Origin of the sequence: Candidatus Protochlamydia sp. R18, from assembly GCF_000648255.1 — a bacterium.
GTDB classification, from domain to species: Bacteria; Chlamydiota; Chlamydiia; order Chlamydiales; family Parachlamydiaceae; genus Protochlamydia; species Protochlamydia amoebophila.
In genome coordinates, this window is record NZ_BASL01000621.1 from 23,477 (window position 1) to 47,001 (window position 23,525).

General features: G+C 34.1%; 16 protein-coding genes and 3 pseudogenes. 8 read left to right on the top strand and 11 right to left on the bottom strand.

What is annotated here, in order from left to right:
- Nucleotide 1: 1 nt before the first annotated feature.
- From glgB to TY19_RS02165, 3 genes are all read left to right on the top strand, one after another.
- Nucleotides 2–2,185 (top strand): 1,4-alpha-glucan branching protein GlgB, encoded by a 2,184-nt coding sequence (gene glgB, locus TY19_RS02155; RefSeq protein WP_079979191.1) that lies wholly within the window; start codon nucleotides 2–4, stop codon nucleotides 2,183–2,185.
- 255 nt (nucleotides 2,186–2,440) lie between these two features.
- A complete protein-coding gene (gene ligA, locus TY19_RS02160; RefSeq protein WP_042279714.1) occupies nucleotides 2,441–4,438 on the top strand; it encodes an NAD-dependent DNA ligase LigA in 1,998 nt (665 codons plus the stop codon).
- Nucleotides 4,439–4,630: 192 nt separating this feature from the next.
- Nucleotides 4,631–5,248: a superoxide dismutase family protein gene (locus tag TY19_RS02165; RefSeq protein WP_042279717.1), complete on the top strand. Its 618-nt coding sequence runs from the start codon at nucleotides 4,631–4,633 to the stop codon at nucleotides 5,246–5,248.
- A gap of 61 nt (nucleotides 5,249–5,309) precedes the next feature.
- On the opposite strand, the gene miaB is transcribed toward TY19_RS02165, so the two are convergent.
- Nucleotides 5,310–6,581: a tRNA (N6-isopentenyl adenosine(37)-C2)-methylthiotransferase MiaB gene (miaB, locus tag TY19_RS02170; protein WP_255346654.1), complete on the bottom strand. Its 1,272-nt coding sequence runs from the start codon at nucleotides 6,579–6,581 to the stop codon at nucleotides 5,310–5,312.
- 569 nt (nucleotides 6,582–7,150) lie between these two features.
- On the opposite strand from miaB, the gene rplM reads away from it, so the two are divergent.
- Both rplM and rpsI read left to right on the top strand, forming a co-directional pair.
- Complete coding sequence (gene rplM, locus TY19_RS02175) at nucleotides 7,151–7,582, top strand: 50S ribosomal protein L13 (protein WP_011176302.1); 432 nt, start codon at nucleotides 7,151–7,153, stop codon at nucleotides 7,580–7,582.
- A gap of 17 nt (nucleotides 7,583–7,599) precedes the next feature.
- On the top strand, nucleotides 7,600–7,989 hold the full coding sequence (rpsI, locus tag TY19_RS02180) for a 30S ribosomal protein S9 (protein ID WP_011176301.1): 390 nt from the start codon (nucleotides 7,600–7,602) through the stop codon (nucleotides 7,987–7,989).
- Nucleotides 7,990–8,253: 264 nt separating this feature from the next.
- Here rpsI and TY19_RS02185 read toward each other — a convergent pair whose 3' ends face one another.
- From TY19_RS02185 to TY19_RS02215, 7 genes are all read right to left on the bottom strand, one after another.
- Nucleotides 8,254–8,823: a YqgE/AlgH family protein gene (locus TY19_RS02185; protein WP_011176300.1), complete on the bottom strand. Its 570-nt coding sequence runs from the start codon at nucleotides 8,821–8,823 to the stop codon at nucleotides 8,254–8,256.
- A gap of 19 nt (nucleotides 8,824–8,842) precedes the next feature.
- Nucleotides 8,843–10,072 carry an MlaD family protein gene (locus TY19_RS02190; RefSeq protein ID WP_042279721.1) on the bottom strand — a complete coding sequence of 410 codons (1,230 nt, stop codon included), beginning with the start codon at nucleotides 10,070–10,072 and terminating at the stop codon, nucleotides 8,843–8,845.
- Between the two features lie 5 nt (nucleotides 10,073–10,077).
- Entirely contained in the window at nucleotides 10,078–10,854 is a 777-nt protein-coding gene (locus TY19_RS02195) for an ABC transporter ATP-binding protein (RefSeq protein WP_042279724.1), read from the bottom strand.
- 51 nt (nucleotides 10,855–10,905) lie between these two features.
- On the bottom strand, nucleotides 10,906–11,697 hold the full coding sequence (locus tag TY19_RS02200) for an MlaE family ABC transporter permease (protein ID WP_039358789.1): 792 nt from the start codon (nucleotides 11,695–11,697) through the stop codon (nucleotides 10,906–10,908).
- 360 nt (nucleotides 11,698–12,057) lie between these two features.
- Nucleotides 12,058–12,417, bottom strand: a complete 360-nt coding sequence (locus TY19_RS02205) for a hypothetical protein (RefSeq protein WP_042279726.1) — start codon at nucleotides 12,415–12,417, stop codon at nucleotides 12,058–12,060.
- A gap of 282 nt (nucleotides 12,418–12,699) precedes the next feature.
- The gene (locus TY19_RS02210) at nucleotides 12,700–16,557 is read right to left on the bottom strand and encodes a translocation/assembly module TamB domain-containing protein (protein ID WP_042279728.1); all 3,858 of its coding nucleotides are present in this window, start codon (nucleotides 16,555–16,557) and stop codon (nucleotides 12,700–12,702) included.
- A 20-nt stretch (nucleotides 16,558–16,577) separates the two neighbouring features.
- Nucleotides 16,578–18,476 (bottom strand): autotransporter assembly complex protein TamA, encoded by a 1,899-nt coding sequence (locus tag TY19_RS02215; protein ID WP_052354728.1) that lies wholly within the window; start codon nucleotides 18,474–18,476, stop codon nucleotides 16,578–16,580.
- Nucleotides 18,477–18,691: 215 nt separating this feature from the next.
- Here TY19_RS02215 and hemL point away from each other — a divergent pair, with 215 nt between their 5' ends.
- On the top strand, nucleotides 18,692–19,990 hold the full coding sequence (gene hemL / locus TY19_RS02220; RefSeq protein ID WP_042279730.1) for a glutamate-1-semialdehyde 2,1-aminomutase: 1,299 nt from the start codon (nucleotides 18,692–18,694) through the stop codon (nucleotides 19,988–19,990).
- Nucleotides 19,991–20,374: 384 nt separating this feature from the next.
- Here hemL and TY19_RS12580 read toward each other — a convergent pair.
- Nucleotides 20,375–21,046: pseudogene (locus TY19_RS12580) on the bottom strand (IS1 family transposase).
- Between the two features lie 213 nt (nucleotides 21,047–21,259).
- Between TY19_RS12580 and TY19_RS11505 the strand changes: the two are divergent.
- Nucleotides 21,260–22,093: a hypothetical protein gene (locus TY19_RS11505; RefSeq protein ID WP_052354729.1), complete on the top strand. Its 834-nt coding sequence runs from the start codon at nucleotides 21,260–21,262 to the stop codon at nucleotides 22,091–22,093.
- Nucleotides 22,094–22,232: 139 nt separating this feature from the next.
- On the top strand, nucleotides 22,233–22,508 hold the full coding sequence (locus tag TY19_RS02235; RefSeq protein WP_042279733.1) for a hypothetical protein: 276 nt from the start codon (nucleotides 22,233–22,235) through the stop codon (nucleotides 22,506–22,508).
- Between the two features lie 220 nt (nucleotides 22,509–22,728).
- Here TY19_RS02235 and TY19_RS12585 read toward each other — a convergent pair.
- A pseudogene (locus TY19_RS12585) lies at nucleotides 22,729–23,052 on the bottom strand (IS1 family transposase); the annotation flags it as partial.
- Between the two features lie 265 nt (nucleotides 23,053–23,317).
- Nucleotides 23,318–23,525: pseudogene (locus TY19_RS02240) on the bottom strand (hypothetical protein); the annotation flags it as partial.

A 23,525-nucleotide genomic window follows, 5' to 3' on the forward strand; every position in this document is an offset into this window, starting at 1 on the left:
TATGATGACTATGCAACAGACTGAATTTGACTCTCAATTTAATGAACATATTTATCGTATTGTTCATGTTGTTCATCACCAACCTCATGCTTTTTTGGGTCTTCATTCTTTTTTCGAAGGATCTAAAGTTATTCGGCTTTGGAGACCCAATGCGCAACAAATCTTTCTAGAATTATTCGGAAATATTGTTGAAGCTAGGCGTATACATGAAATGGGAATTTTTGAATGTATTGTTCCTAGTCATACAACAGCCATAGATTATAAAATATTTCATCAAAATGGAAAACTTCATTTTGATCCTTATGCATTTCTACCCACATTTGGAGAAGTCGATCAATATCTATTTGGAAAGGGTGTTCATTATGAACTTTATCACCAAATGGGCGGAAGATTAACCACGCATCAGGGTACTCAAGGAGTAAAATTTGCTGTTTGGGCTCCTAATGCGAAAAGTGTTTCCTTAATGGCTGATTTTAATCATTGGGATGGAAAAGTCAATCCTATGCGTATCATGGGATATTCGGGTGTTTGGGAATTATTTGTACCTGGTTTGCAGGAGGGAGAAAAATATAAGTTTGAAATTCATACTCAACAAGGGGAAAGAATTCTTAAATCCGATCCTTATGCGTTGTCAAGTGAACTGCGTCCAGCAACGGCCTCTAAAATTGCTAATATTGAGCGTTTTCAATGGCAAGACCAAGCGTGGATGGAACAAAGAAAGACGAAAAATTGGACTTCTTTACCCATGAATATCTATGAAGTTCATTTGGGGTCATGGAAAAAAAAGGATTCGAATTCAGAATTTTTAAATTATCGAGAACTTGCCCATGAATTGACTGCCTATTGTTTAGATATGGGATTTACTCATATAGAACTTCTTCCTATTCAAGAACATCCTTTAGATGAGTCTTGGGGATATCAAGTTTCTGGTTTTTATGCCCCATCTAGTCGCTTTGGGCACCCTGAAGATTTTCAATATTTTGTGAATTATCTTCATCAACACCAGATAAGTCTTATTTTAGATTGGGTTCCCGGACATTTTCCAACAGATGCATTTTCATTAGCACGTTTTGATGGTTCTGCTCTTTATGAACATGCAGATCCTCGTCAAGGCTATCATCCTCATTGGCATACAAATATATTCAATTTTGGTCGACATGAAGTCTCCAATTTTTTAATTGCTAATGCCTTGTATTGGTTAGAAATCATGCATGTTGATGGCCTTCGAGTCGATGCTGTTGCTTCCATGCTATATTTAGATTATGGTAGAGAGGAAAATGAATGGATTCCCAACGATGTTGGAGGGAAAGAAAATTTACAAGCGATCGAATTTTTAAAACATTTGAATTCTATTGTGCATTCTAAATGTCCAGGTTCATTGATGATTGCGGAAGAATCTACATCATTTACAGGAGTTACGCATTCCGTAGAAAAAGGAGGATTGGGATTTGACTTGAAATGGAATATGGGATGGATGAATGATACACTGCGCTATTTTTCCAAAGATATGTTATTTAGAAACTACCATCATCATGATCTAACTTTTGGATTAGTTTATGCATTTTCTGAAAAATTTATTTCTGTTTTTTCACACGATGAAGTCGTTCATGGTAAAAAAAGCTTATTGAGTAAAATGCCTGGGGATATGTGGCAACAATTTGCTAACTTACGTTTATTGATTAGCTATATGATTTGTCAACCAGGTAAAAAACTGCTGTTCATGGGTGCAGAAATTGGACAATGGAATGAATGGAATTGTAAATCGGGACTGGAATGGTTTTTATTGCAATTTCCTACCCATGCTGGAATTCACAAATTTGTTCAAGAAATTAATCATTTTTATTTAAAACAGCCAGCTCTATGGCAAAAAGACTTTAGTCATGAATCTTTTGAATGGGTAGATTTTGCAGATATGCACAATAGCGTGATTAGTTATGTCCGTAAAGGGGGTACAGAACACCTTCTTTGTGTCCATAATTTTACGCCTCTTTATCACTCTGATTATGTTTTAAACTTAAGTCAGTTTGAGCACATTGAAGAAATTTTTAATTCAGATGCAGAAAAATTTGGAGGCTCTGGAAAACATAATTTGAACCCAGAAATTATTCGAAATGAAGCTAGGTCTGTAATAGGGTTACGTCTCATCTTAGCCCCTCTTGCTACCCTAATCTTCAAACTCTCTTAGTCGCTTGGCAACCTAAACGTTTTAAATTTTTTTTGAAAACCTGCTCAGAGACTCAAAATTCATATGTATGAACTTAGAAAAACAAAATCATTTTACATTGTTGACAAGTGATAGTTTCTAACAGGCAAATTTTATTTCTCTGTATATTTTTATTTACTCAATATCGATTCACATGCAAATTTGAAGCGAAAAACTCAACTTCTCGATTCGAAATATTAAATAACATAATAAAATTAAAATTTAGGTTATGTCTCAATGATCACGCAAAAAGATTATGAAAAACTTTGTCATGAAATTTGGCATCATAACAAACTTTATTACATTGAACATCAACCCATTATTTCTGATGAAGAATTCGATGCTCTTTTAAAAAAGTTGGAAGAAATCGAGCGATCGCATCCTGAATGGATCACGGAATTTTCTCCCTCCCAACGCGTTAATGAAAGTTTAACAAGTGGTTTTAAGACAGTTGCACATCGTACTCCTATGTTGTCTTTAGCAAATACGTATTCTAAGGAAGAAATTGAGGATTTTATTAAACGCCTTCAAAAACTCGTCGGAAAACGACAAGTAGAATTTTCTGTAGAGTTAAAAATGGATGGGATTGCAATTACTGCTATTTATGAACAAGGGATTTTTAAGCGCGGAATTACAAGAGGAAATGGAAAAAGAGGAGATGACATCACTACTAATATGCGAATGATTAAAAATCTTCCTCTTCAACTTAGTGGAGAAAATCTTCCTGATTTCTTAGAAATTAGGGGGGAAGTTTTCATGCCACGACAAGTATTTCTGCAATTAAACGAACAAAAGTTACAAGATGGAGAAGTGCTCTGGGCTAATCCACGCAACGCTGCAGCAGGGTCTTTAAAACTCTTGGATCCAAAAATGGTTGCGGAACGAAGGCTAGCTGTTGTTTTCTATGGTCTTGCTGAAGATTCTTCTGCCTCTATCAAAAAGCAAGCTGAAGTTCCTTCATTTTTTCGATCTATTGGTCTTCCGGCATTAGAACATCACGCATATTGTCAAAATATTGAACAGATATGGAAATTTGCTGAAGAAATTCGATCTTTGCGAACTACTCTTCCCTATGATATCGATGGGATTGTTATCAAATTAAATGATTTTAAAGATCAAAAAAGATTAGGTGTCACAGGCAAAAGCCCTCGTTGGGCTATTGCATATAAATTTGCTGCTGAACAAGCAAAAACCAGAATTATTGACATCACTGTTCAAATTGGAAGAACGGGTGTTTTGACTCCAGTTGCAGAATTAGAGCCTATCTTTTTGTCAGGAAGTACGATTGCGCGAGCCTCCTTATATAATCAAGAAGAAGTGCAACGAAAAGATATTCGAATTGGAGATTTAGTCACTATTGAAAAGGGAGGAGATGTCATTCCCAAAGTTGTGAATGTCGAATTATCTCAACGCCCTTTACATTCCCAACCTTGGCAAATGCCTCTTTACTGTCCTTCTTGCGGAACGCAAGTCATTAATATCATAGGAGAAGTAGCCGTTCGATGTCCCAATGAAGTTTCTTGTACTGAACAACAAATTAGAAAATTGATCTATTTTGTGGGAAAGCAAGCTATGGATATTAAACATATGGGAGAAAAAATCGTCATTCAGTTATTTCAAAAAGGATTTATTCATCTTCCATCTGATATATTTGCTTTAACTGAAGGGCAAATTTCGCAGTTGACGAATTTTAAAACTAAAGCCATTCAAAATTTAATGAGAAGTATTGAAGAGTCTAAACATGTCTCTTTGGAACGTTTTATTATGGCCCTTGAAATTAAATATATAGGAATAGGGACGGCCGAATTATTAGCGGCAAGAGCTGGGACTATTGAAACGCTTATGCAATTAAACGAAGAAGATCTTATCAAAATAGAGGGGGTAGGCGAAAAAGTTGCACAGGCTGTGGTTGAACATTTTCAAAATCCAAAGCATCGGCAAGAAGTTTATCGATTATTAGAATTAGGTGTTTGTCCCCAATCTAAAACAGTTCAAATTTTTACGAGCCATGCTTTTCAAGGAAAAATTTTTGTACTTACGGGGAGTTTAGAACATTATACAAGACAAAGTGCTGCTAGTTTGATTAAAGAACGAGGGGGAAAAGTTTCAGATTCAGTTAGCAGAAAAACCAATTATGTGGTTGCAGGAGCCGAGCCTGGATCTAAGCTTGACAAAGCCCGAACATTAGGAATTCCAGTTCTCAACGAAAAAGAATTTATAAGTCTTTGTCATTAGCTTCTAAAAAAACTATTGAGAGTAGGTTAATTTTTTATTTGCTTTAGAAATCCTCTAAAGTTTATGCATAAAGCTGATAAAAATGAGATTTTGAAGAATCAAATGTTTATTTAAAATTGGTTTTGCTTAAGGGATAAACTTCAATACTTATCCATACATGTATTAAAAAGTTTTTACCAAGGAAAGGTGTATATGTCTAAACAATCATTTCATCATGCTTTAGGATTTTCAAAGTTTTTTGCAGCAGCTTTACTTGTCATAACAGCCGCAAGTTGCGCATGTAAAGATTCTCATGCTCATACACGACAAAATAACAATAAGAATAACGAAGTGGCAGATGCTGGTGTAATTCAGATTCGTCAAATTAAAAAAGCTAAAGCTGTTGTACATGGAGTTAATGATAACAAAGTCAGAGGGACAGTGACATTTACAAAAGTTAGTGGAGGAGTCAAAATTATTGCAGATGTAGTGGGATTAACGCCAGGTAAACATGGTTTTCACATCCATGAATTTGGCGATTGTGGAAAAAATGGTGAAGCAGCTGGTGCTCATTTTAATCCCATGAATCAAAAACATGGCGGTCCTGATAGTCTGGAAAGGCATGTGGGAGATTTTGGTAATTTAGAAGCTGATAGCCATGGACATGCTCATTATGAAAGAGTAGATAAGTTTATCGAACTAGATGGTAAAAATTCAATTATTGGTCGCTCGATTATGATTCATGCTGATGAAGATGATTTTAAAACTCAACCAAGTGGTGCTTCTGGAGCTAGAATTGGTTGCGGAACAATTGAAATCGAAAATGAATAACCATTAAAGCTAATTTAAAAAAGTGGGTTATTTATATCACCCACTTTTTTAAATCAATCAGTTACTGTAAATCACCTAACAAAGTTTGATGGCTATAGCCATGAATTTTAACTTGCTGCATTGTCCCAATCAACTCATCTCCACCTGTAAACAAAACGTTTTTCCAGCAACGCGTGCGACCTTTGACAAGGCGATCATCTTTAAAGTTTCGTCTTTCTACAAGAACTTCTACTGTTTGCCCTAAAAACGCTTGTCTATGTTTCATATAAATAGTATCTTGGAGTTGTAAAAGCCTTTGCAAACGGTCTTGCTTGACTTCTTCAGGGACATCATCACGCCATCGCATGGCTGGAGTTCCTTTCCTTGGACTATATGAAAACAAGAAAGCAACGGAGTATTCAATTTCTTTGAGTAAACGGTAAGTTTCTTGAAATTCTTCTTCCGTTTCGGTTGGGAAGCCAACAATAATATCCGTTCCAAGTGCAACATTGGGAACAATTTCTTTAAGCATTTGAACTTTTTCTAAATATTGTTCAACAGTATAAATGCGATGCATTTTTTTTAGGACGCGATTAGCACCAGCTTGTAATGGAAAGTGAACAAATTCGCATAGCGTTTTAAGATCTCGAATAGCTTCCATGAGCTCTTTTGAAATATCAACAGGGTGGCTTGTCATAAATCTGACTCTTTCTAATCCTGGAATTTTATCTAATTGATAAAGCAAATCATGAAAAAGGCATTTCCATTCAAGTTTGTCTTTTCCGTAGCTATTGACATTTTGTCCAAGTAAAGTTATTTCTTTATAGCCTTGATTGACAAGGTGACGACACTCTTCTAAAATATTTTCAGGAGCTCGAGAAACCTCTGAACCTCTTGTATACGGAACAACGCAATAAGTACAAAATTTATCACATCCACGGATAATCGAAACGTAAGCTTTAATTTGATCTTCTCTTTTTGCATTCAAGTAATCGAGTTCGAATTCAAAATGATCATCTGTTCGAATAGATTGTTTACCTGAAGCTAAAACTTCATCAAGTACATGGTTTAAATCATGGATATTGTTAGTACCAAGAACAAAGTCAATATGAGGAAGTTTTTGGAATAGGGAGTCTTTTTTAGCATTAGCCATACACCCGGTTACGCCAATAATTGCTTGACTTTGTTTAGTTAATCCTAATTTTCCTAATTTGCCCATAACTTTTCTTTCTGCGAGATCTCGGATAGAGCAAGTGTTAAAAATCAAAAGATCGGCGTCATTTTCATCATGACTACGAGTCAGCCCTCGATTTTCTAATTGGCCAATCATAATTTCTGAATCGAGTTCATTCATTTGACAGCCGTAAGTTTTGACAAAAAACTTTTTTAATGATCGCATAATTATGTGTTGGTTAAAAGATTAAAGCTGAACATTTAAAGGCTTTTGAATCGAGCCAACCCCGCTATTTCAAAAAAGCCAGCCAAAAAAATTCGCAAGAGAAAGAATTTTAATGATAAAAGATCTTTATTTCAACCCGAAAACATCTTTGTAATTGTGTTTATTTTAATATCGTTTTTAAACGAGAAAATTTAACTCCTTAATTAGGAAAATTTTGAAAACATTTTTTTGATTTAATAAAGTTTACTTGAGTTGTTTGAAGTGGTATTTATTTTTTTTGATGCCCTATATATTGTATGCCAAATAAAATAAACCTCCCTAGTTTTATTTCGGAGTGAATCTGTTTTTTTAACAGGAAATTAAAACTTCGATTACAAGAGATAAAATTAAAAAATGCTTGGCAAAATAGGTGTAAATAAGTATGATTACGACTTATATTATTTAAATAATCAGGTTTACGACTTACCCGTTAACCTGAGCTCTTTTTTGCAAAAGAGTGAAAATTATGCATAAGGTTCGAAAACATGCAAAAGACGTTTACTCCGAATAAAAATGAAATAAAACTTAAGTGGTTTGTTTTAGATGCAACCGGAAAGACTTTAGGTCGCTTGACATCTGAGATTGCAAAAATTCTTCGTGGAAAGCATAAACCTACTTACACAACTTATATGGATTGTGGAGATGGTGTTATTGTGGTCAACGCTGATAAAGTAGAAGTCACGGGTTCTAAAGAAGCTCAAAAAATTTATCATTATTATACAGGTTCTATGAGCGGTTTGAGAGAAATCCCTTACCGTACAATGAAAGCTCGTAAGCCTGAATATATCATTGAGCATGCCGTTAAAGGAATGATGCCTAAGACGCGCTTGGCAAGACAACAAATTAAAAAATTGCGTGTATTTGCCGGAAAAGAGCATGATTTAGCTGCTCAACAACCAATCCACGTTAACATTTAAGAAGAAGTAAGAGGATTATGTTAGAAGAAACAGTAGCAACTGGACGACGAAAAACAGCTGTTGCGTCCGTTAGACTTAGAAGTGGAAATGGCAAAATTGATATTAATGGAAGATCGCTTGAAGAGTATTTCCCACTAGAAATTCAAAGAAGAACCGTATTTGCCCCTCTCGAAAATCTCGGCGGTAATAATCGTTATGATATGGTTATTCGTGTAAAAGGCGGTGGTGTTGAAGCTCAAGCTATAGCTATTCGTTTAGGATTAGCTAGAGCTCTAGTTGAAAATGATGAAAATTTACGTCATGAGTTCAAAAGCCATGGTTATTTGACACGAGATTCACGTAAGAAAGAACGCAAAAAATATGGCCGTGCTGGAGCTCGTAAACGATTCCAATTCTCTAAACGTTAATATTTTCTTGCTAAATTCCAAGATCAAGCACAAAGCAAATTTATGCTTGATCTTTACCTATTGTTGAGTAAAACATTTAATCAAACTAGATTTTTTTCAAAAGTTTACTAAAAAACTTTAAAATTCTTTTCTTTTAATAATTTTTGACGATTTAAAAGTTATCGTTGGCAGTCTAAAACGAGAAAACTCTCTTAGATGAAATCTTAATCGCTATATTTTAGAGATTAGGAAAAATTTTGGTAGATTGATTTATTTCTTCAAATTTTAATTTAAAGATAAATCCTCAGGAATCATCGATAGGGTAGCATATTTGCCTCCCATTTCACGTAAAAGATGTTGCCATAGTTTATCAGGTGAAATATAAAAAACATGCCTTAATTCTGCTGGATGTAAAAACCAGTGCCCATCCAAGAATTCTCTTTCTAACTGACCTGCTCCCCAGCCTGAATAACCAAAACATAAGTGAATATGAGGTCCATTTTGATCTGTAATTGCATCTTGTAAAAATTGTAAGTCTCCTCCAAGATAAACACCTTCCGTAATCATCAAGGTTTGTTGCTGAATTTGACTAGAGGTATGAAGAAGCATCATTTGGTTAGTTTGAACCGGTCCTCCCGATCGAATACTGATATAAGGATTGATTAAGTGTTCAGAATTTACAATTTCTTCAGGGAGTTCTAAGTCTAAGCTCTTATTAATCAATAAGCCAAAAGATCCGTTGGCATTATGCTCACAAATTAAAATGACACCACGAAAGAAAAAACCTGAATCAATATCAGGAGTGGCAATTAAAAAAGTTCCTTTCTGGATTTGAGAATAAGGCATGTTTTCCATCCGATTAACTCCTTAAAATCTACTCTTGGTCGATGACTTGTTCATTATACATCTTTAATGCGTTTTCCATTTCCCCCACACGCTTAATAAGGTCCGCAAACCGGCAGGTGAATTCCGGGGTATTCAATAAGGAATAGGGATAACACTCTGCTTCGTTTAATACCATAGAAATACTAGAAAGAGAAGATGAAATTTGATTGATTTCGTCATTGAAATAATTAGCAAATTGGTTTGAATCAGATAATTTATGTAATAATTTCATTCGTTGCGCTTGAAGACGTTGCCACCGTTTGTTGTGTTGAAATAGAATTCCATACTGCTTAATATCGCTAAAAATGTTCTCACCTTTATTTAAAATAGATTTAACTCGTAAATATAAATCATCTGCTACGAATAGCTTACCTAATGTTCCTTTTCCTTGCGCCATATTTGCAACCAAAAGTTGCGTTTGATTCGTCATTTTTTGCAAATTGACTGAAGCTAAATTGAATTCTTTTAAAGTATTTTCAACAGACACCCAGGAAATATTAGCTTTCTCACTGAGTTGATAAAAATTTTGACAGGCTGCATCTAACGTCTTCCACGATTGGTGGGTTTGTTCCGATAAATTAACAAAGTTAGTAAGTATACGGCTTAATTTTTCTGGTTGATTTACAACCTGGGTAATTTCCCCTATATTTTTTATCGTTTGAGCAATTCCTTCAATGACTTTTTCATTTTTCAAAATTGCAAAAGTGTCATGGAAGTCTTCCAGTACGACCTTGAGTTGCGTGGAAATTTGATCAAATTGTTTTAATGTTTCTTCAACAGATCCAGAAGGAGAAGCATAAAGAATTTGGTTTTCGACATCAATGAGTGTCCCACCTGATTTAAGAGGCTGAGGGTCGATTTCAATATTTTTTTCACCCAATAAACCGGAAGTGCGAATAGAAATTTCATCTGAATTATAGACACTCACGCTAGAATCCACTTTCAAAGTTAGTTGATAGATATAAACGTCACCTTGATGGTTGATTCGACCGATTCTTGCATCAGGTATTTCTTCAATTGAAACAACTTCTCCGACAGGTTTACCGGCAAATGTAACACGCGAGCCAACATTGACTTTATCAATATTGGTAAAGCGAACTCGTAATGTTTTTGCATTATCTCCGACAGAAGGATGAAGAAAAAGAAGTAGGAAGACAATAATGGCAAGAGCGAGAAGAACGAAGATTCCTATTAGAATATTTTTTACCGATGCTGCCATAGTAATTATGAATCTCCCGACTGTTTTGGCTTATAAAAAATTTTTTTATCAATGAACGCATTATTGAAAAAATCATTAAGGAGCGGATCATCGATTTTTAAAAAATCATTTTTTGGAGCTATTTGAGCAATTTTTCCATCATTGTGGAAAGCAAGACGATCTCCGATTTCCAACGCTGAACGAATATCATGGGTAACAACAATACTTGTTGCATTGAGCTCTGCTTTTGTTTGATTAATAAGTTCGCTAATCTGCATAGAGGTGATGGGATCCAGGCCTGTTGTAGGCTCATCATATAAAATAATTTGAGGTCGATAAACAATTAAGCGAGCAAGAGCCGCTCTTTTACGCATTCCTCCTGAAAGTTCAGAAGGCATTTTTTTTTGAGTACCTTCTAAACCGACCATTTTTAAAGATTCTGCAACGCGTTCGAGAATTTCAAACTCAGAATAAGCAGATTCAGGATGCTGTCTTAAATAGAAGGCTGTATTTTCACCGACATTCATTGAATCAAATAGAGCGGCTCCTTGAAAAAGCATCCCCATCGGTTTGATTTTCGTTTGATGAGCACGAGTATTTAAATTTGTTACTTTTTCGCCTTCTATTTCTACAAATCCTTCATCAGGGGTTTCAAGACCGATAATTTGTTTAAGTAGAACACTTTTTCCAACGCCGGATCGACCTAAAATAACAAGGGTTTCTCCCTCATTCACAATCAAATCAAGGCCTTTTAGGACTTGCAATTTGCCATAACTTTTCCAAATTTTCTGAACCCGAATCATGATTGGTGCATCACTATATGTTTAAGCAAAGTTAACGTTTGGTATTATCTCTTAAAACCATTTCGTCAAAAACTCATTAATGAAGTTAAAGGAAGAATTTAGGCCAAGAGTTAAGATGAAGTTTATAATGAGAATGACAGAATAGCAAATGACAACGCTATTGGTTGTTGAACGTCCCACTCCTGCAGCTCCACCTCGGGTTTTCATACCTTTATAACAAGAAATCGTTACAATGATAATCCCAAATACAAAGGCTTTAACCATGCCACTAATAAAATCAAACGTGTTGATATGAAGAGGTAAAGGATCAATAAAAGAGCTTGCTGGCATTTTATAAAAATAAACAGCAATAAGATATCCTCCAAAAATCCCCATAATAGCGCTAAACACTGTTAGTAATGGCATCATTATCATTCCCGCAAGAAAACGAGGCGCGACTAGATACCCAAGTGGATTAACAGACATGGTGCGCATTGCATCTATTTGCTCTGTGACCCTCATGGTTCCTAATTCTGCACACATAGCAGCTCCTACTCTTCCAGTAACCATGAAAGCAGTTAAAACAGGTCCCAGTTCAACTAACATAGCCTTAGCCACCATTAATCCCGTTGCGCTTGCTAAGCCTTTGTCGGAAAGTTGAAAAAAAGATTGAGCAGCAAGAACCATTCCTGTCGAAAAACCTGTAATTGCAACAACGGGAAGTGACATGACCCCAATATCAAAAAGCTGATCTCTGATAAGAATCCAAGTCGGAGGTCGCCGTAAAGAAACCATTATCACGTTAGTAATCAGAAGAATATAATCTCCAAACGAAGATAAAATATTGAAGAAAATAGAATTCATTAAAATACGCGATAAAAATGATAAAAAGAAAAAATAGTTAGGGGATCAAAGATGTGGCTAGATAGATTTGAATTGATTCGTTTTGCCATTTTTTTCCAAATTTTTAGATCAGAAATATTTATCAAATTTTCAAAGAAACGTTGTTTAAAAATAGAGCTTTCTTAAATGAAGTGTAAAAGGGATTGAATTCTGTAAAAATAATATAAAACCGGATATTAGGAAATGACAAAATTAGAGTCAAGATAAGGTCCCTATTTGACTAGATTTAACCATTATTATTAGCCGTAAAAGAAGAATTGAAAAGCCCTCTACTCTAGAAGCAGAAGGCACAGAAAATTTCATTAAGTTAAAACAGAATTTCTAATCCTTACTAGTAAAATGGAGAATATCAAAAAATATTTCTGTCAAAATTAACGGAGCAGCCACCATTAAAACAGCCCTTGAGTTTACTGTTTGTTTAGTGATTAAATGTTGGGCAACAAAGCTTATCGTGATTCCTAATGCTGTTGCAATATAAGTAGAAATAACATTGTTAAACAATTTCTTCGTAACAGCGCTAACTAGAGAAGCCAAAGAAGCCACTAAAGTTAAGTGTGGAAAAGAAACTGAATAGTGATTAAGTTTTCCTGAAATTGCATTTATTGCAGTCACTGCTGAAGTTTGTAAAATTGGTCGTAATAGGTTGATATTTAGAAAATCCGGTTCGGCTTTTATTGCCATAAACAACTCCTGTAAGTTTAGAGTACAGCCAATCTTTTATTTGATTAAACTGATTTCGGGTTTAACAACCGATTCGCGCTTCCGACTGGTTTCGCGATTGCATCAAAAGATTGGTTAAAAATAATGGTGATGCAGTTGCAGTAGAATAGAAAGCTAATTGCTTTTTGTCAATAGACCACTTTTTTTATTTGGATGAATAATGATGATGAGAAGTTTTATTTTTTCAAAAAATAAAAAGGCTTTGGAGTTTTAAGAAGAGAACCGAACTTTCCAACTTAGAAGTTAATAATCATTTTTCCATTTTAATGAGATTTTACCTTGGTTGGCAGTTCCAAGCTCTACTTCAGCTTGAGCTTTTAAATTTTTATGAACATTAGCTTCAATTGCTAGCCGATTCCCTATATCACTAATACTTTTGTTAATAGAAACAAAAACCCCTTCTGTAATGTATTTTCCAATTTGAAGAGAAAGGTCTTTGTTATTATTATCGTTGGCAGAAATATCTAAACGATCAATCCCAATATTATTTCGAATTTTGGTTAAAAAATCATCACTACTTGAATTTTGTTCGCTAGCATTTAAAGATATGAAAGATTGACTTAATTGATCCCCTTGATCAGGAGTAATGTCGGCAATTCCTCTATTGAAGAGAATGTAAGAAAGAACTTCTCGTTGTGAAAGAGGAGGATTTGATCGAAAACTAACGACTAATTTATCTGCAGCTCCTTTGACGATGATATCTGCACGAATTCGATCAATTTCTTTGCTTGCGACGACATAAATACTCGTTTTTTTTCCAGGAGATCCTGCGAAATGGATATTTCCTTGCGAAAGATTAAAGGTTTTTCCGTTGAAATCATATTGACCATTGATGACGCTTAAATCCCCCTTCAAAAGGGGGTTATTTGCTGTTCCTGTAATTGTAATAGCACCCTTCCATTCGGATGAAAGATTGTTTCCTTCAATAGAGACATTGCCAGGGATTTGGAGTTTAATATCAAATGCTAAGGGAGAAGAATTAGAAACTTCTGAAGAGCGTTTAGACTTATGATCAGGATTTTGATTAATAAAGATGACTGCTACAGACTTAATTTGTTTAGGTAAAGCTTCTTCCATATGTATCACAGCATTATCTACTGTTAAATCACCTCGAAGTTTAGACTTCTTTAGATTTCCTACAAGTTGCAAGGATCCGCTAGCCTCTATATCAGCATAATCGGATTCCATAATTGCAATTTGTTTAGGCTCTAGTTTAATATCGAAGGGGAAATGCTGCTTTTTATCCAAACTAATTTTCCCCTTAGCAGTAATAGAACCATGTTTACTATTTTCTGCAGAAAAATGTTTGATAACAACAACGGAACCATCACCTTCTAAAATTGCTTGTATATTGTGATAAATACTTCCAGATTTTAAAATCTCATAGGCACCGTCGGTAAGTTTAATTGAGCCTTTGATTTGAGGGTTATCTATTTGTCCACTTAGATTAATGGCAATTTTCACCTGCCCTGTCAAATTACTTGTGTCATTATAAAATAAGTGCATATAAGGACCAATTTCTCCTCGGGCTTCGAGAGTTACAGAAAAGGGGTTATCTTTTTGTATTATCATAGAGATCGGAGATAAACTAAAAGCAATAGGCAATGTTCCTTGTGCGTGAACAGGAGAACTCCCAATTCCATTTAAAGTGCTTTTTAAATTGATTCCCGAACCATTAAGATCCAATTGTATATTTCCTTGCACTAAAGGATTTTGGGCAAAAATTTCTTCGGTAATTTGCATATTTCTTAAATAAATAAGCAGACTTCCTTCGGGTTGATCAATTGTTCCACCTAAATGTCCTTCGAAGGAGGCTTTTCCTGTAATAGGTAAATCGGGATAAAAATATTTAATAAGTGTGGTGGAAATATCATTTGTTCGGAAGTCGAAAATAATTTCTTTATTAATCTTTTGAAATTGAGCCTTGATCTCCGCCTTACCAAAAGAAAGATTTAAATCTGGTAAAGAAATATTCCCTTTTTGGTATGAAATCCATAAAGGATTTTGAAGTTTTAAAGGTTGGGTACCGTAGATTCCTTCAAGTTTTTCTAAAGCACAGTTTAATCCGTTTTGAAATGACCAAAAGCCGTTTGCTTCAGCATTCCACTCGACTTGACTGTTCCCTTGCACATATATTTGAAAAGGATTCTTTTTTTCAAATGAATTTAAAGTAGTTATTGCATTTAAATGATTAAACGTAGTTGCTTCTGTTTGAATGTGTTCTAAAGAAACGTTTACCTCTCCTTGAGGAGTTGTGAATGGATCTTTTAAGAAAAAATAAATTTGGCCAGATTGTGCTTCGCCTCTCACAGATGAGATTTTATCTAAATGTATTTGAGTGGATAGATCAAAAACAGAATAAGTATCCAAATTGATGTTTTGAGTAGTATTTACAGAAATATTTGATATTGAGTAATCAGTAGATTGTAAGTTCTTAGCTTCAATTTCCGATTGAAGAACATAAAAATTTTGTTTTTGAGGAGAAGGATAAAATTTTGCTTGGTAGCTTAATTCATCAATTTGATGATCATTCATATCTAATTGATATCCATTAAGCTTTGCATCGATCGCTTGTTGTTTATTATCATTAATATTGAGGGCTGGTTTAAGTTTAATCTGAGCCAGACCATTTCCCTTCATAGACGGCAAGTTAAAAAAATTAGAGAAATTTTCTAAATTTGTAAAATGAATATCAAGATGCCCTTCTGTGATCAAATTCAGTAAATTTAGTGTTAAATCTCCTTCTGCGAATGAATCTAAAGCTTTGACACTCAAGTCAGAAAGAGTAAGTAATTGATCATCAATAGAAAAATTGGAATTTAAGTTACAATTTTGATTAAGATGTTCAAATTCGAGCCCAATCCTTCCCCTCATATGTCGATTTTCTAAATGGGTTTTTGAAGATATGTGAACATTTTTAAAGGAATAATTTTCTAATTTCACCTCTGGGCTCGACCCTTCAAAAATAATTTGAGGTTTATTTCTTGAGCCTAAAATGCTTCCTTCAAAAGTTAGCAATCCTTTAATGTTCTTATTAGATAAAAAAGAGAATTTTTCTAAATCTAAGATAGTTCCGTTGAAAAGGCTTTCTCTAATATAAAAATTTTTATCTATCGCCGCTTGTCCATTAAAAATGAAAGTTTGGCTATTCAATTGGATTTCTGATAGCAACAAAAGGTGATTTTTCTTGAAAGAAAACTTCCCTTCTAATTGTAGCTCTTTTCCTAATAAATTTTTATAAAACGAATCTGTTTCAGGTAGTAAAGCGATGATTTGATAAGAGCCATTAATTTTATTTCCTTGCTGTTTGGGATTTTGAATGGTTTTTTGCCAATCATTGAGGGAAGCCATAAAATTGATTTTTATGTCTATAGGAATGACTTCGTTGGACAGCTGGAGAGGATAAGTAAAATGATCGTAATTAAAATTAGATGTTAGATGATTATTATCAATATCAAGGTTGACTACTAGTGGAAGGGGTAAATAATTATTGTTAGCGATTTCGAGAATAGCGTGAGTAGAAAATAAATTCTTAAAGGGATTATTTTTTAACGTACCTTTGATAGAGAATTTAAGATCACCAGCTTGTTCAATAATGTTAGCTGAAAGATTGAGTTGTTTAAAAACAGTAGGTGCTATTGAAATGTTACGTAAATCAATATTTCCAACTTTTACATATAATGGAAAAGGAAAGGTTTTAAAGTTGACTTCAGACGAACTATTTTCGTTTTTAGGCGATTCGTAAATATCTAATAAATTTTGTAGAAGAATATTTTCGGCCTTTAAAAAGGAAATCACAAACTTGCCTTTTAACAGTTGCCAATATTCACAAGCAATGTTGAATTTTTCTATAGTTAAAATAGGTTGTGCTTGACGGGAGATTGAAAGGCCTTCAACGTGTAAATGAAAGGGGAATGTATATTCAAATATTTCTGTTTGAATGGTTGTCTCAGTTTGCTTTTCAAGATAAGCAAGACCTTTCTCTACCACCCATTTTTGCCCTTGTCGTGTAGAAAATAAGGCGATTAAGACTATCCAAATAAATATTAAAGTTGTAAGCAATGTTAAAAAGACTTTAACAAGAGATTTTAATAGTTTCATAATATTCAACGTGTTTATTATTAAAATGATTGGCCAATACTAAAATAGACTTCAAAAGCATTATCGATATGTTTTCTTCTGTTGATGGGCACAGCAAAATCCAGACGCAAAGGTCCAATAGGTGTATAATAGCGAATCCCTAATCCAATCGATTGTAAAAATTTTTTTCGGAAATTGGGGTAATAATTTTGAAAAACATTTCCTATTTCGTAAAAGGTAACGAGGCCAAAATTTTTCGTGAGTTTACTTCGTAATTCTAATGAGTAAATAAATAAAGAACGTCCACCTAAGGGTTTATGCTCTCTTCCAATTGGACTGACAGTTAAATAGCGATAACCTCTTAAAGCATTTTCAGCACCGGCATAAAAACGTTCTGGAGGAGGGATATCATGTTTACTTGCTCCTAAAATAGTTCCAAACATTAATTTTACAGCAAAAACATGCTTTTTATTTTTTGTAAGAGCTTGGTAGAGAGAAGTTGTTAATGAATTAATTGAATAGGCAAAAAAAGGAGAAATAAACTGTACCGATGGAATGATTCTAAGTTGGACGGCAGCTCCTTTTGTCGGATCTAATAGACTATCTACATTTGCCCATTGTAGCTGAAGCGGAATTTTAAATAAATCGAAGGTCCCGTTACGTTCAGATCTTTCGCTACGCAAAAGTTTATACATTAAGCCATATGAGACGCGTAGTTGATCTGAAAGTTTCCTTTCAATAGTTGCTGAGACTGAAAGTGCTTTTTCGGTAAAAGCTTTTGTTCTTTCATGATTATAGTCTAAGAGCCAGACTAAGTTTTGATTTTGCCTTCGATAATCAGGAATTAAGTAAGAAATTCTAGCATCTTGTAATTTTTCCCATAAATCTGTTCGAAAGCTTACTTTTTGTCCTTCTCCAGCAATATTGCGATCCTCCCATTCGGCCGTAATTCCAGGTCCAAATTGGGTAGTATAATTTACTCCAAAACCCATACTTCTTTGTTTTGCTTCTAAAACATTTATTTCAAGTGGAAGTAAATTTCCTTGAACAGGTTCTTGTGCAGGGCTAATATTAATTGAACTAAATAATCCAGAAAGTTCAAGAGCTTCTTGAGTTTTTTCTAATTTTTTAGGGTCGTAAAGTTCTCCTTGATTCCAGTGCAATTTCTTATAAAAAAAGCTTTTTTTTACGCGATCGCAACCATTAATTTTGATAGGGCCAAAGTAAGTTAGAGGCCCAATTTCTACTTCTAATAGGACAACGACAACATCTTTTTTCAGATCAGCAAAAACATCTCTTTTTCTGATTTTTGCGAAAGCATAGCCTTGAAGGTTAAGCTTATCTAGTAATATATCTTCTGCCGTTAAAATCACTTCAGGAAGGGCACGTTCTCCTAAAGTTACTTTTAGTTCACATAATGACGGGAAAGAGGTAAGTGCTGAATCTAACTCTTCTCCCATTTGAAAATAGCGAATAATAAATGCTTCTAAAGGATAAATAGGTCCGGGTATGACCTGAATAGTGACAGAAGATCCATCTTCTGCAACTTGAAAAGAAACTTTTGCCTCGTAATAAGCTAAACTTTGCATGGCTAAAGTTAAGTCAGAAAGATCTGATTCCGCCCGTCTTCTTATTCCTGTTATTGTAGCAGGAGGAGAATTTTTGAGTTTAACGAGTTGTGAAACTGATTCAAGTAAAGAAATAGCTTCTTGATCTTGAATTCCTTCAAAATAAACTTCGTAACAAAAAATTGATGAAAATAAATTTGAAAATAGCGCTGCTAAAATAAAGGTCTTTTTACTATTTTTAAAAGCTAATTCTTTATTCCAAGAGTTTTTAAATAGGTTGCTTATTCGCTGATCACAATTTTGTTTGAATGGGCGAATAATGCTAAAAATGTCCTTCAAAAATGAGTAGAAAACAATAATGATCTTAAACATTATCATTAATGTAGACGAAAGACATAGGTTAAAAAAATTAAAAAAAGTTAGCAACTAAGCATCCCTAAATTTTCTAAATAATGGAAGAAATTTGTTTTTGGTCTATGAGATAAAACTTCTAGCTTACAATTTTATATGCATAATTCTTGCGATTTTATAAGCTTTGAACAATAAATTAAACCCTGATTTTGTTTTTTAATTCTATGGTAAGTGATATGATTAGCCGTCCCATCAGCCAACAAATTTATTCAAACTTAAATCGAGTCATTCCTGGGGGCGTTAATTCTCCAGTTCGAGCCTGTGCTAATATGGGACAAATTCCAATGATCATCGATCATGCCTATCGTGATACTTTAGTGGATGTGGATGGAAAAACTTACGTTGATTATTGCGGGTCTTGGGGAGCTTTAATTCACGGCCATGCGCATCCATCCATTCTTGAAGCTGTGCAGCAACGAATGAAAAAAGGAACCAGTTTTGGGATTACCACGTCTATTGAGGGGGAACTCGCTCAAGAAGTCATTAAATTAATTGATTCAGTCGAAAAAATTAGATTTGTTTCGTCGGGAACTGAAGCAACCATGAGTGCGGTTCGCTTAGCGCGTGGATATACCGATAAAGAATTCATTGTAAAGTTTAACGGTAATTATCATGGACATGCTGATTTTTTTTTAGTTCAGGCGGGATCCGGTGTTTTAGAAGTTTCTCCCTCAGCCTCATCCGCAGGGATTCCTGCTGATATTGTTAAACAAACACTATGTTTACCTTATAATGATATTGAAGCTTGCCGTCAGATCTTTCATCATTCCGATTATCGACATAAAATAGCAGCTATTATTTTAGAACCTATTGCAGGAAATATGGGAGTTATTCCAGCTTCTCAAGAATTTATGCAGTTCTTGAGGGAAGAAACTTTAGCAATGGGAGCGTTACTGATTTTTGATGAGGTCATGACTGGATTTAGAGTCGCCTTGAAAGGAGCACAGGACATTTACCCTGTTGAACCTGATTTAACTTGTTTTGGTAAAATTATAGGAGGCGGATTTCCCGCGGCTGCTTTTGGCGGCCGAGAAGAGATTATGAATCTGCTAGCCCCGTTAGGCTCTGTTTATCAAGCCGGGACACTTTCTGGTAACCCCATAGCAATGGAAGCTGGCTTGCAAAGCTTACGTTTAATTCAGCAACCGGGATTTTACGAAGAATTGCAGAGAAAAACAGATTTACTTTTAGACCCTATTAAAGAAACCATTAAAAAAAACAATTGGCCAATTTGTATTCAACAAGCCGGATCCATGTTTACTTTGTTTTTCTGTAAAAATAGAGTCCGTAACTTAGAAGATGCACTGAAAGCGAACACAACTATTTTTGCAAACTTTTTCAGAAAGCTATTTGATCAAGGTATTTATATCCCTCCTTCTCAGCATGAAGCTTGGTTTATTTCTCAAGCTCATGAAGAGTCTAATTTAATCAAAACGCAATCTGCTATTTTGACTTTTTTAGAAGAAAATTTTTAGAAATTAATCGTTTAATTTTAATATTGCCATTAAATTGTCGGCCAGAAAATATTCAGGAAATAAATATTTATTGATAAGAGGAATAGAAAAATTTGAGCACCATTATTTTCTAAATAGATGATACGAGCGATTTTACAAAAATAAGCTTATATTGCCGAATCTGCAAATATAGAGAAGCCTTTTATTTAATTGAACGCAAACAACCCTAGAATAAAGTTTTAAATTTTTAAAACAAATATTAAAATATTTTGATGAGTCAAAGAAGCTTGTCTGAAGCAAAAGCAAAATATACTTTATAAGACCGAGAAATTTATACCCATTTAGGTAGGGCTAAATAGGTAAGGCTCTCAATTGTCTGTAATCACAAATAAAATATTTTATTAACTAAATGGGATTAGTTAGTTTTTTAGAAAATGAAGGTGTTTTCTTTACAAGTCTTGCACACCTTTGTCTGAGAGTACAATTAAATCTTTCCATGTCGCTTGTCTGACCAGATAGCTTGCTAACTGGTTGATGTTGGCTCCAAGGAATGATTTCATAATAGACATTAAATTTATTAATGAAATAGAAGGCTTTTTTAGGGATTCAGATCGTTTTGCAAAAAGAGGCTCAACGGATTTTATCTCGGGGACCCACTTGCCTAGCAAGCACTTGCCGACTTTGTTATGGAAGACAAGCCATAACTGCGGATCATTTTTCTTATTTCTTACCAAACTCCATCGCTCATCTCCTTCAATTTTAGCCACTTCCAACTCTTCTTTCTCATGGCAAATGACTTGTGCATTTAAATCCTCAGGCAAATCATTGATAACGAAATTAATAAAATTGAGCAGCCATGGCATCCTTACATCAAAAATTCTACAAATTCCATGAAGAGATACTCTTTCTAAAAGAGCTTTTCTGACAAGTTCCTTTAACTGTTCGTTAATAATTTTAGCTTCATTGTTTTCGCTCCACTTTTGCTACACTCTAAACAGCAAAAATTTTGCTTTTCCTGTTTTGGATCATCAATCTTCTTTTCTTTACCAAATCTGATCCGCAATGCATGCATTTCATTGCTCTTCTCCGCTTGAATTAGAATAATTAATCTATCTAATTAGATAAGTTTATTGAAATAGCTTTACCTATTCAGTACTACCTGTATTTTTATTTTTTATTTTAATAATAAATAAAAATTTCAAATAATTTAATTTTTTAATATAAAATTAATAAATTAGTTTAATAATTAAGAAGGAGATTAAATTAAAATTTATAATAAGGAGGCTGTGTATGAATATACCGACTAGTGGATCAACTCCATCTCTTCAAATAGGAGAATTAGTGCAATCAAGGGAAATGACATCTGAACAACCAAAAGAAAATACTTCAAAATCATCTGAGGATTCTCAACAAAGTATATCTACAGAAATAGGTGATACTAGTGTTTCTATGCAGGCTAATCATAATGCTTCTGTGCTTGGGCATTTAACGTCAACAAAATTACATCGAGAAATAGATCAGCAACAATCTGTTGCTAAAACACAGGAAAGTGAAACAATTTCTGTAAATCCAAATGCACTTAGACTAGCAAGTGCCGAAGAATTTCATCAAGCAATAACAAATGCAAAGGCTGGTAAAACTGTATATATTTATCCTGTTGAAGAGTATGCTGAAATGACAATGTTGCTATCTAATGCTGGGTCTTTTGGCGTTGCCATTAAGAAAGATGGAGATATTGTTTCTGTCTTTAAAAGTACTGTTTCAGAAGTGCCTAAAGGTGTCACAGATATTCTAATTCCGGAAGCTTTAAAGAATGGAGGAAGACGTTTGGATTGTTTTAATATGCCAAATCTTCCTTTACCTCTGATGTATGCTAAACACGGGCTTGTTCCGGTTGCAAAAGTTGCATTTGATCCGAAAGAAAAGCCAGAGGGTTGGGAAGAGAAAGATGGAACACCCGATGTTATATTTATGGCTTACAATCCTGCAAAACCCTATCCTACAGATACAAGAGAGAGGCTACCGCTAATAAATGCTGATATTAACAAATTAGAAGCTGTGGATTACGGCAGTGCTATAAAAATTCAGGAAGAGAAAGTAGAAGAGTTTAATTCTAAAAATTGAGAAATTTTTATTGCTTTAACTTTTTTTTAAATAAGCTATTTGTACAGACATAACAAATCTGCTAAATAAATTAATAATGTTGGCTGATATTAAGATTATCTTAATCTGGCATCGTTAAATTACAGATAAAGGAGATATTATGACAAAAGGACTAGAAGAATTTAAACATAATTTCTTTTTAAATGATCATAAAAGCAGTTTTTCTACAGAAAAATCTTCTATTCATCAGCAGCAAACTCCTGAGCAAATTTCCAATATTTCTGAAGCAGATATTAAAAAATTAATGAGTCAAACCAATTTTACCGAAGCAAAGGCAAAAGAAGTTTTAGAGGATCGAGAGTTTTATATTGAATTAGCTATGAAGCAAGGTTTAAGCAGAGAAGAGGCAGAAAAGCATGTTGATTCTACCTTTTAAAAATTTGCAAAATTCGAAGGGAGTCTAATATTTAGTTGACTCCATTCTGGGTAATTGAGACATATGAAGAACAGTAATTTTAATTCATTGAAATTTAAATGTCCAATTACCAACGAAAATTAGATAGATCTGTTTAATTTATAAATAGCAGGTATGAGCAGTGCTAAATAGATAAGGCTCTCAATTGTCTATTGTAGTCACAAATAAAATATTTTATTAACTAAATGGGATTAGTAAGCTTTTTAGGAAATGAAAGCGTTTTCCTTACAAGTCTTGCACACCTTTGTCTTAAGAGTACAACGAAATCTTTCCATGTGGTTTGTCTGACCAGATTGCTTGCTAATTGGTTAATGTTGGCTCCAAAGAATGGCTTCTATAATAGACATTAAATTTATTAATGAAATAGAGGGCTTTTTTTAGGGATTCAGATAGTTTTGCAAAAAGAAGCTCGGCGGTTTTTTATCTCGAGGAACCACTTGCCTAGCAAGTACTTGCCGACTTTTTTATGGAAGACAAACCATAACCACTCATCACTATGTACATTTCATGGCTCTTCTTCGCGGGAATTAGAACAATTAGTTTATCAAATTAGATCAGTTTATTGAAATAAACTTACCTATTTAGCATTACCTAATATTGATTTATCAGGTAATTTTAAAAAATATGTTTTACTTTTTCTTTCTTTGGCAATCGAGCAGTTAACTTTTTTTACGGTTTAGTTTTAAACTTAAAATTTTTGTTAATATGCCTCAATTACCAAAAAGGAGTTGATGAAAAATAAATTTTAACTAGTTTGAAATTTTTGAGTTTTAATAGACAGAATCTACCTGTTCCTCTGCCGCTTGTCTATTTAAACCTTGCTTCATAGCTAATTCAATATAAAACTCTCGATCCTCTAAAACTTCTTTTGCCTTTGCTTCGGTAAAATTGGTTTGACTCATTAATTTTTTAATATCTGCTTCAGAAATATTGGAAATTTGCTCAGGAGTTTGCTGCTGATGAATAGAAGATTTTTCT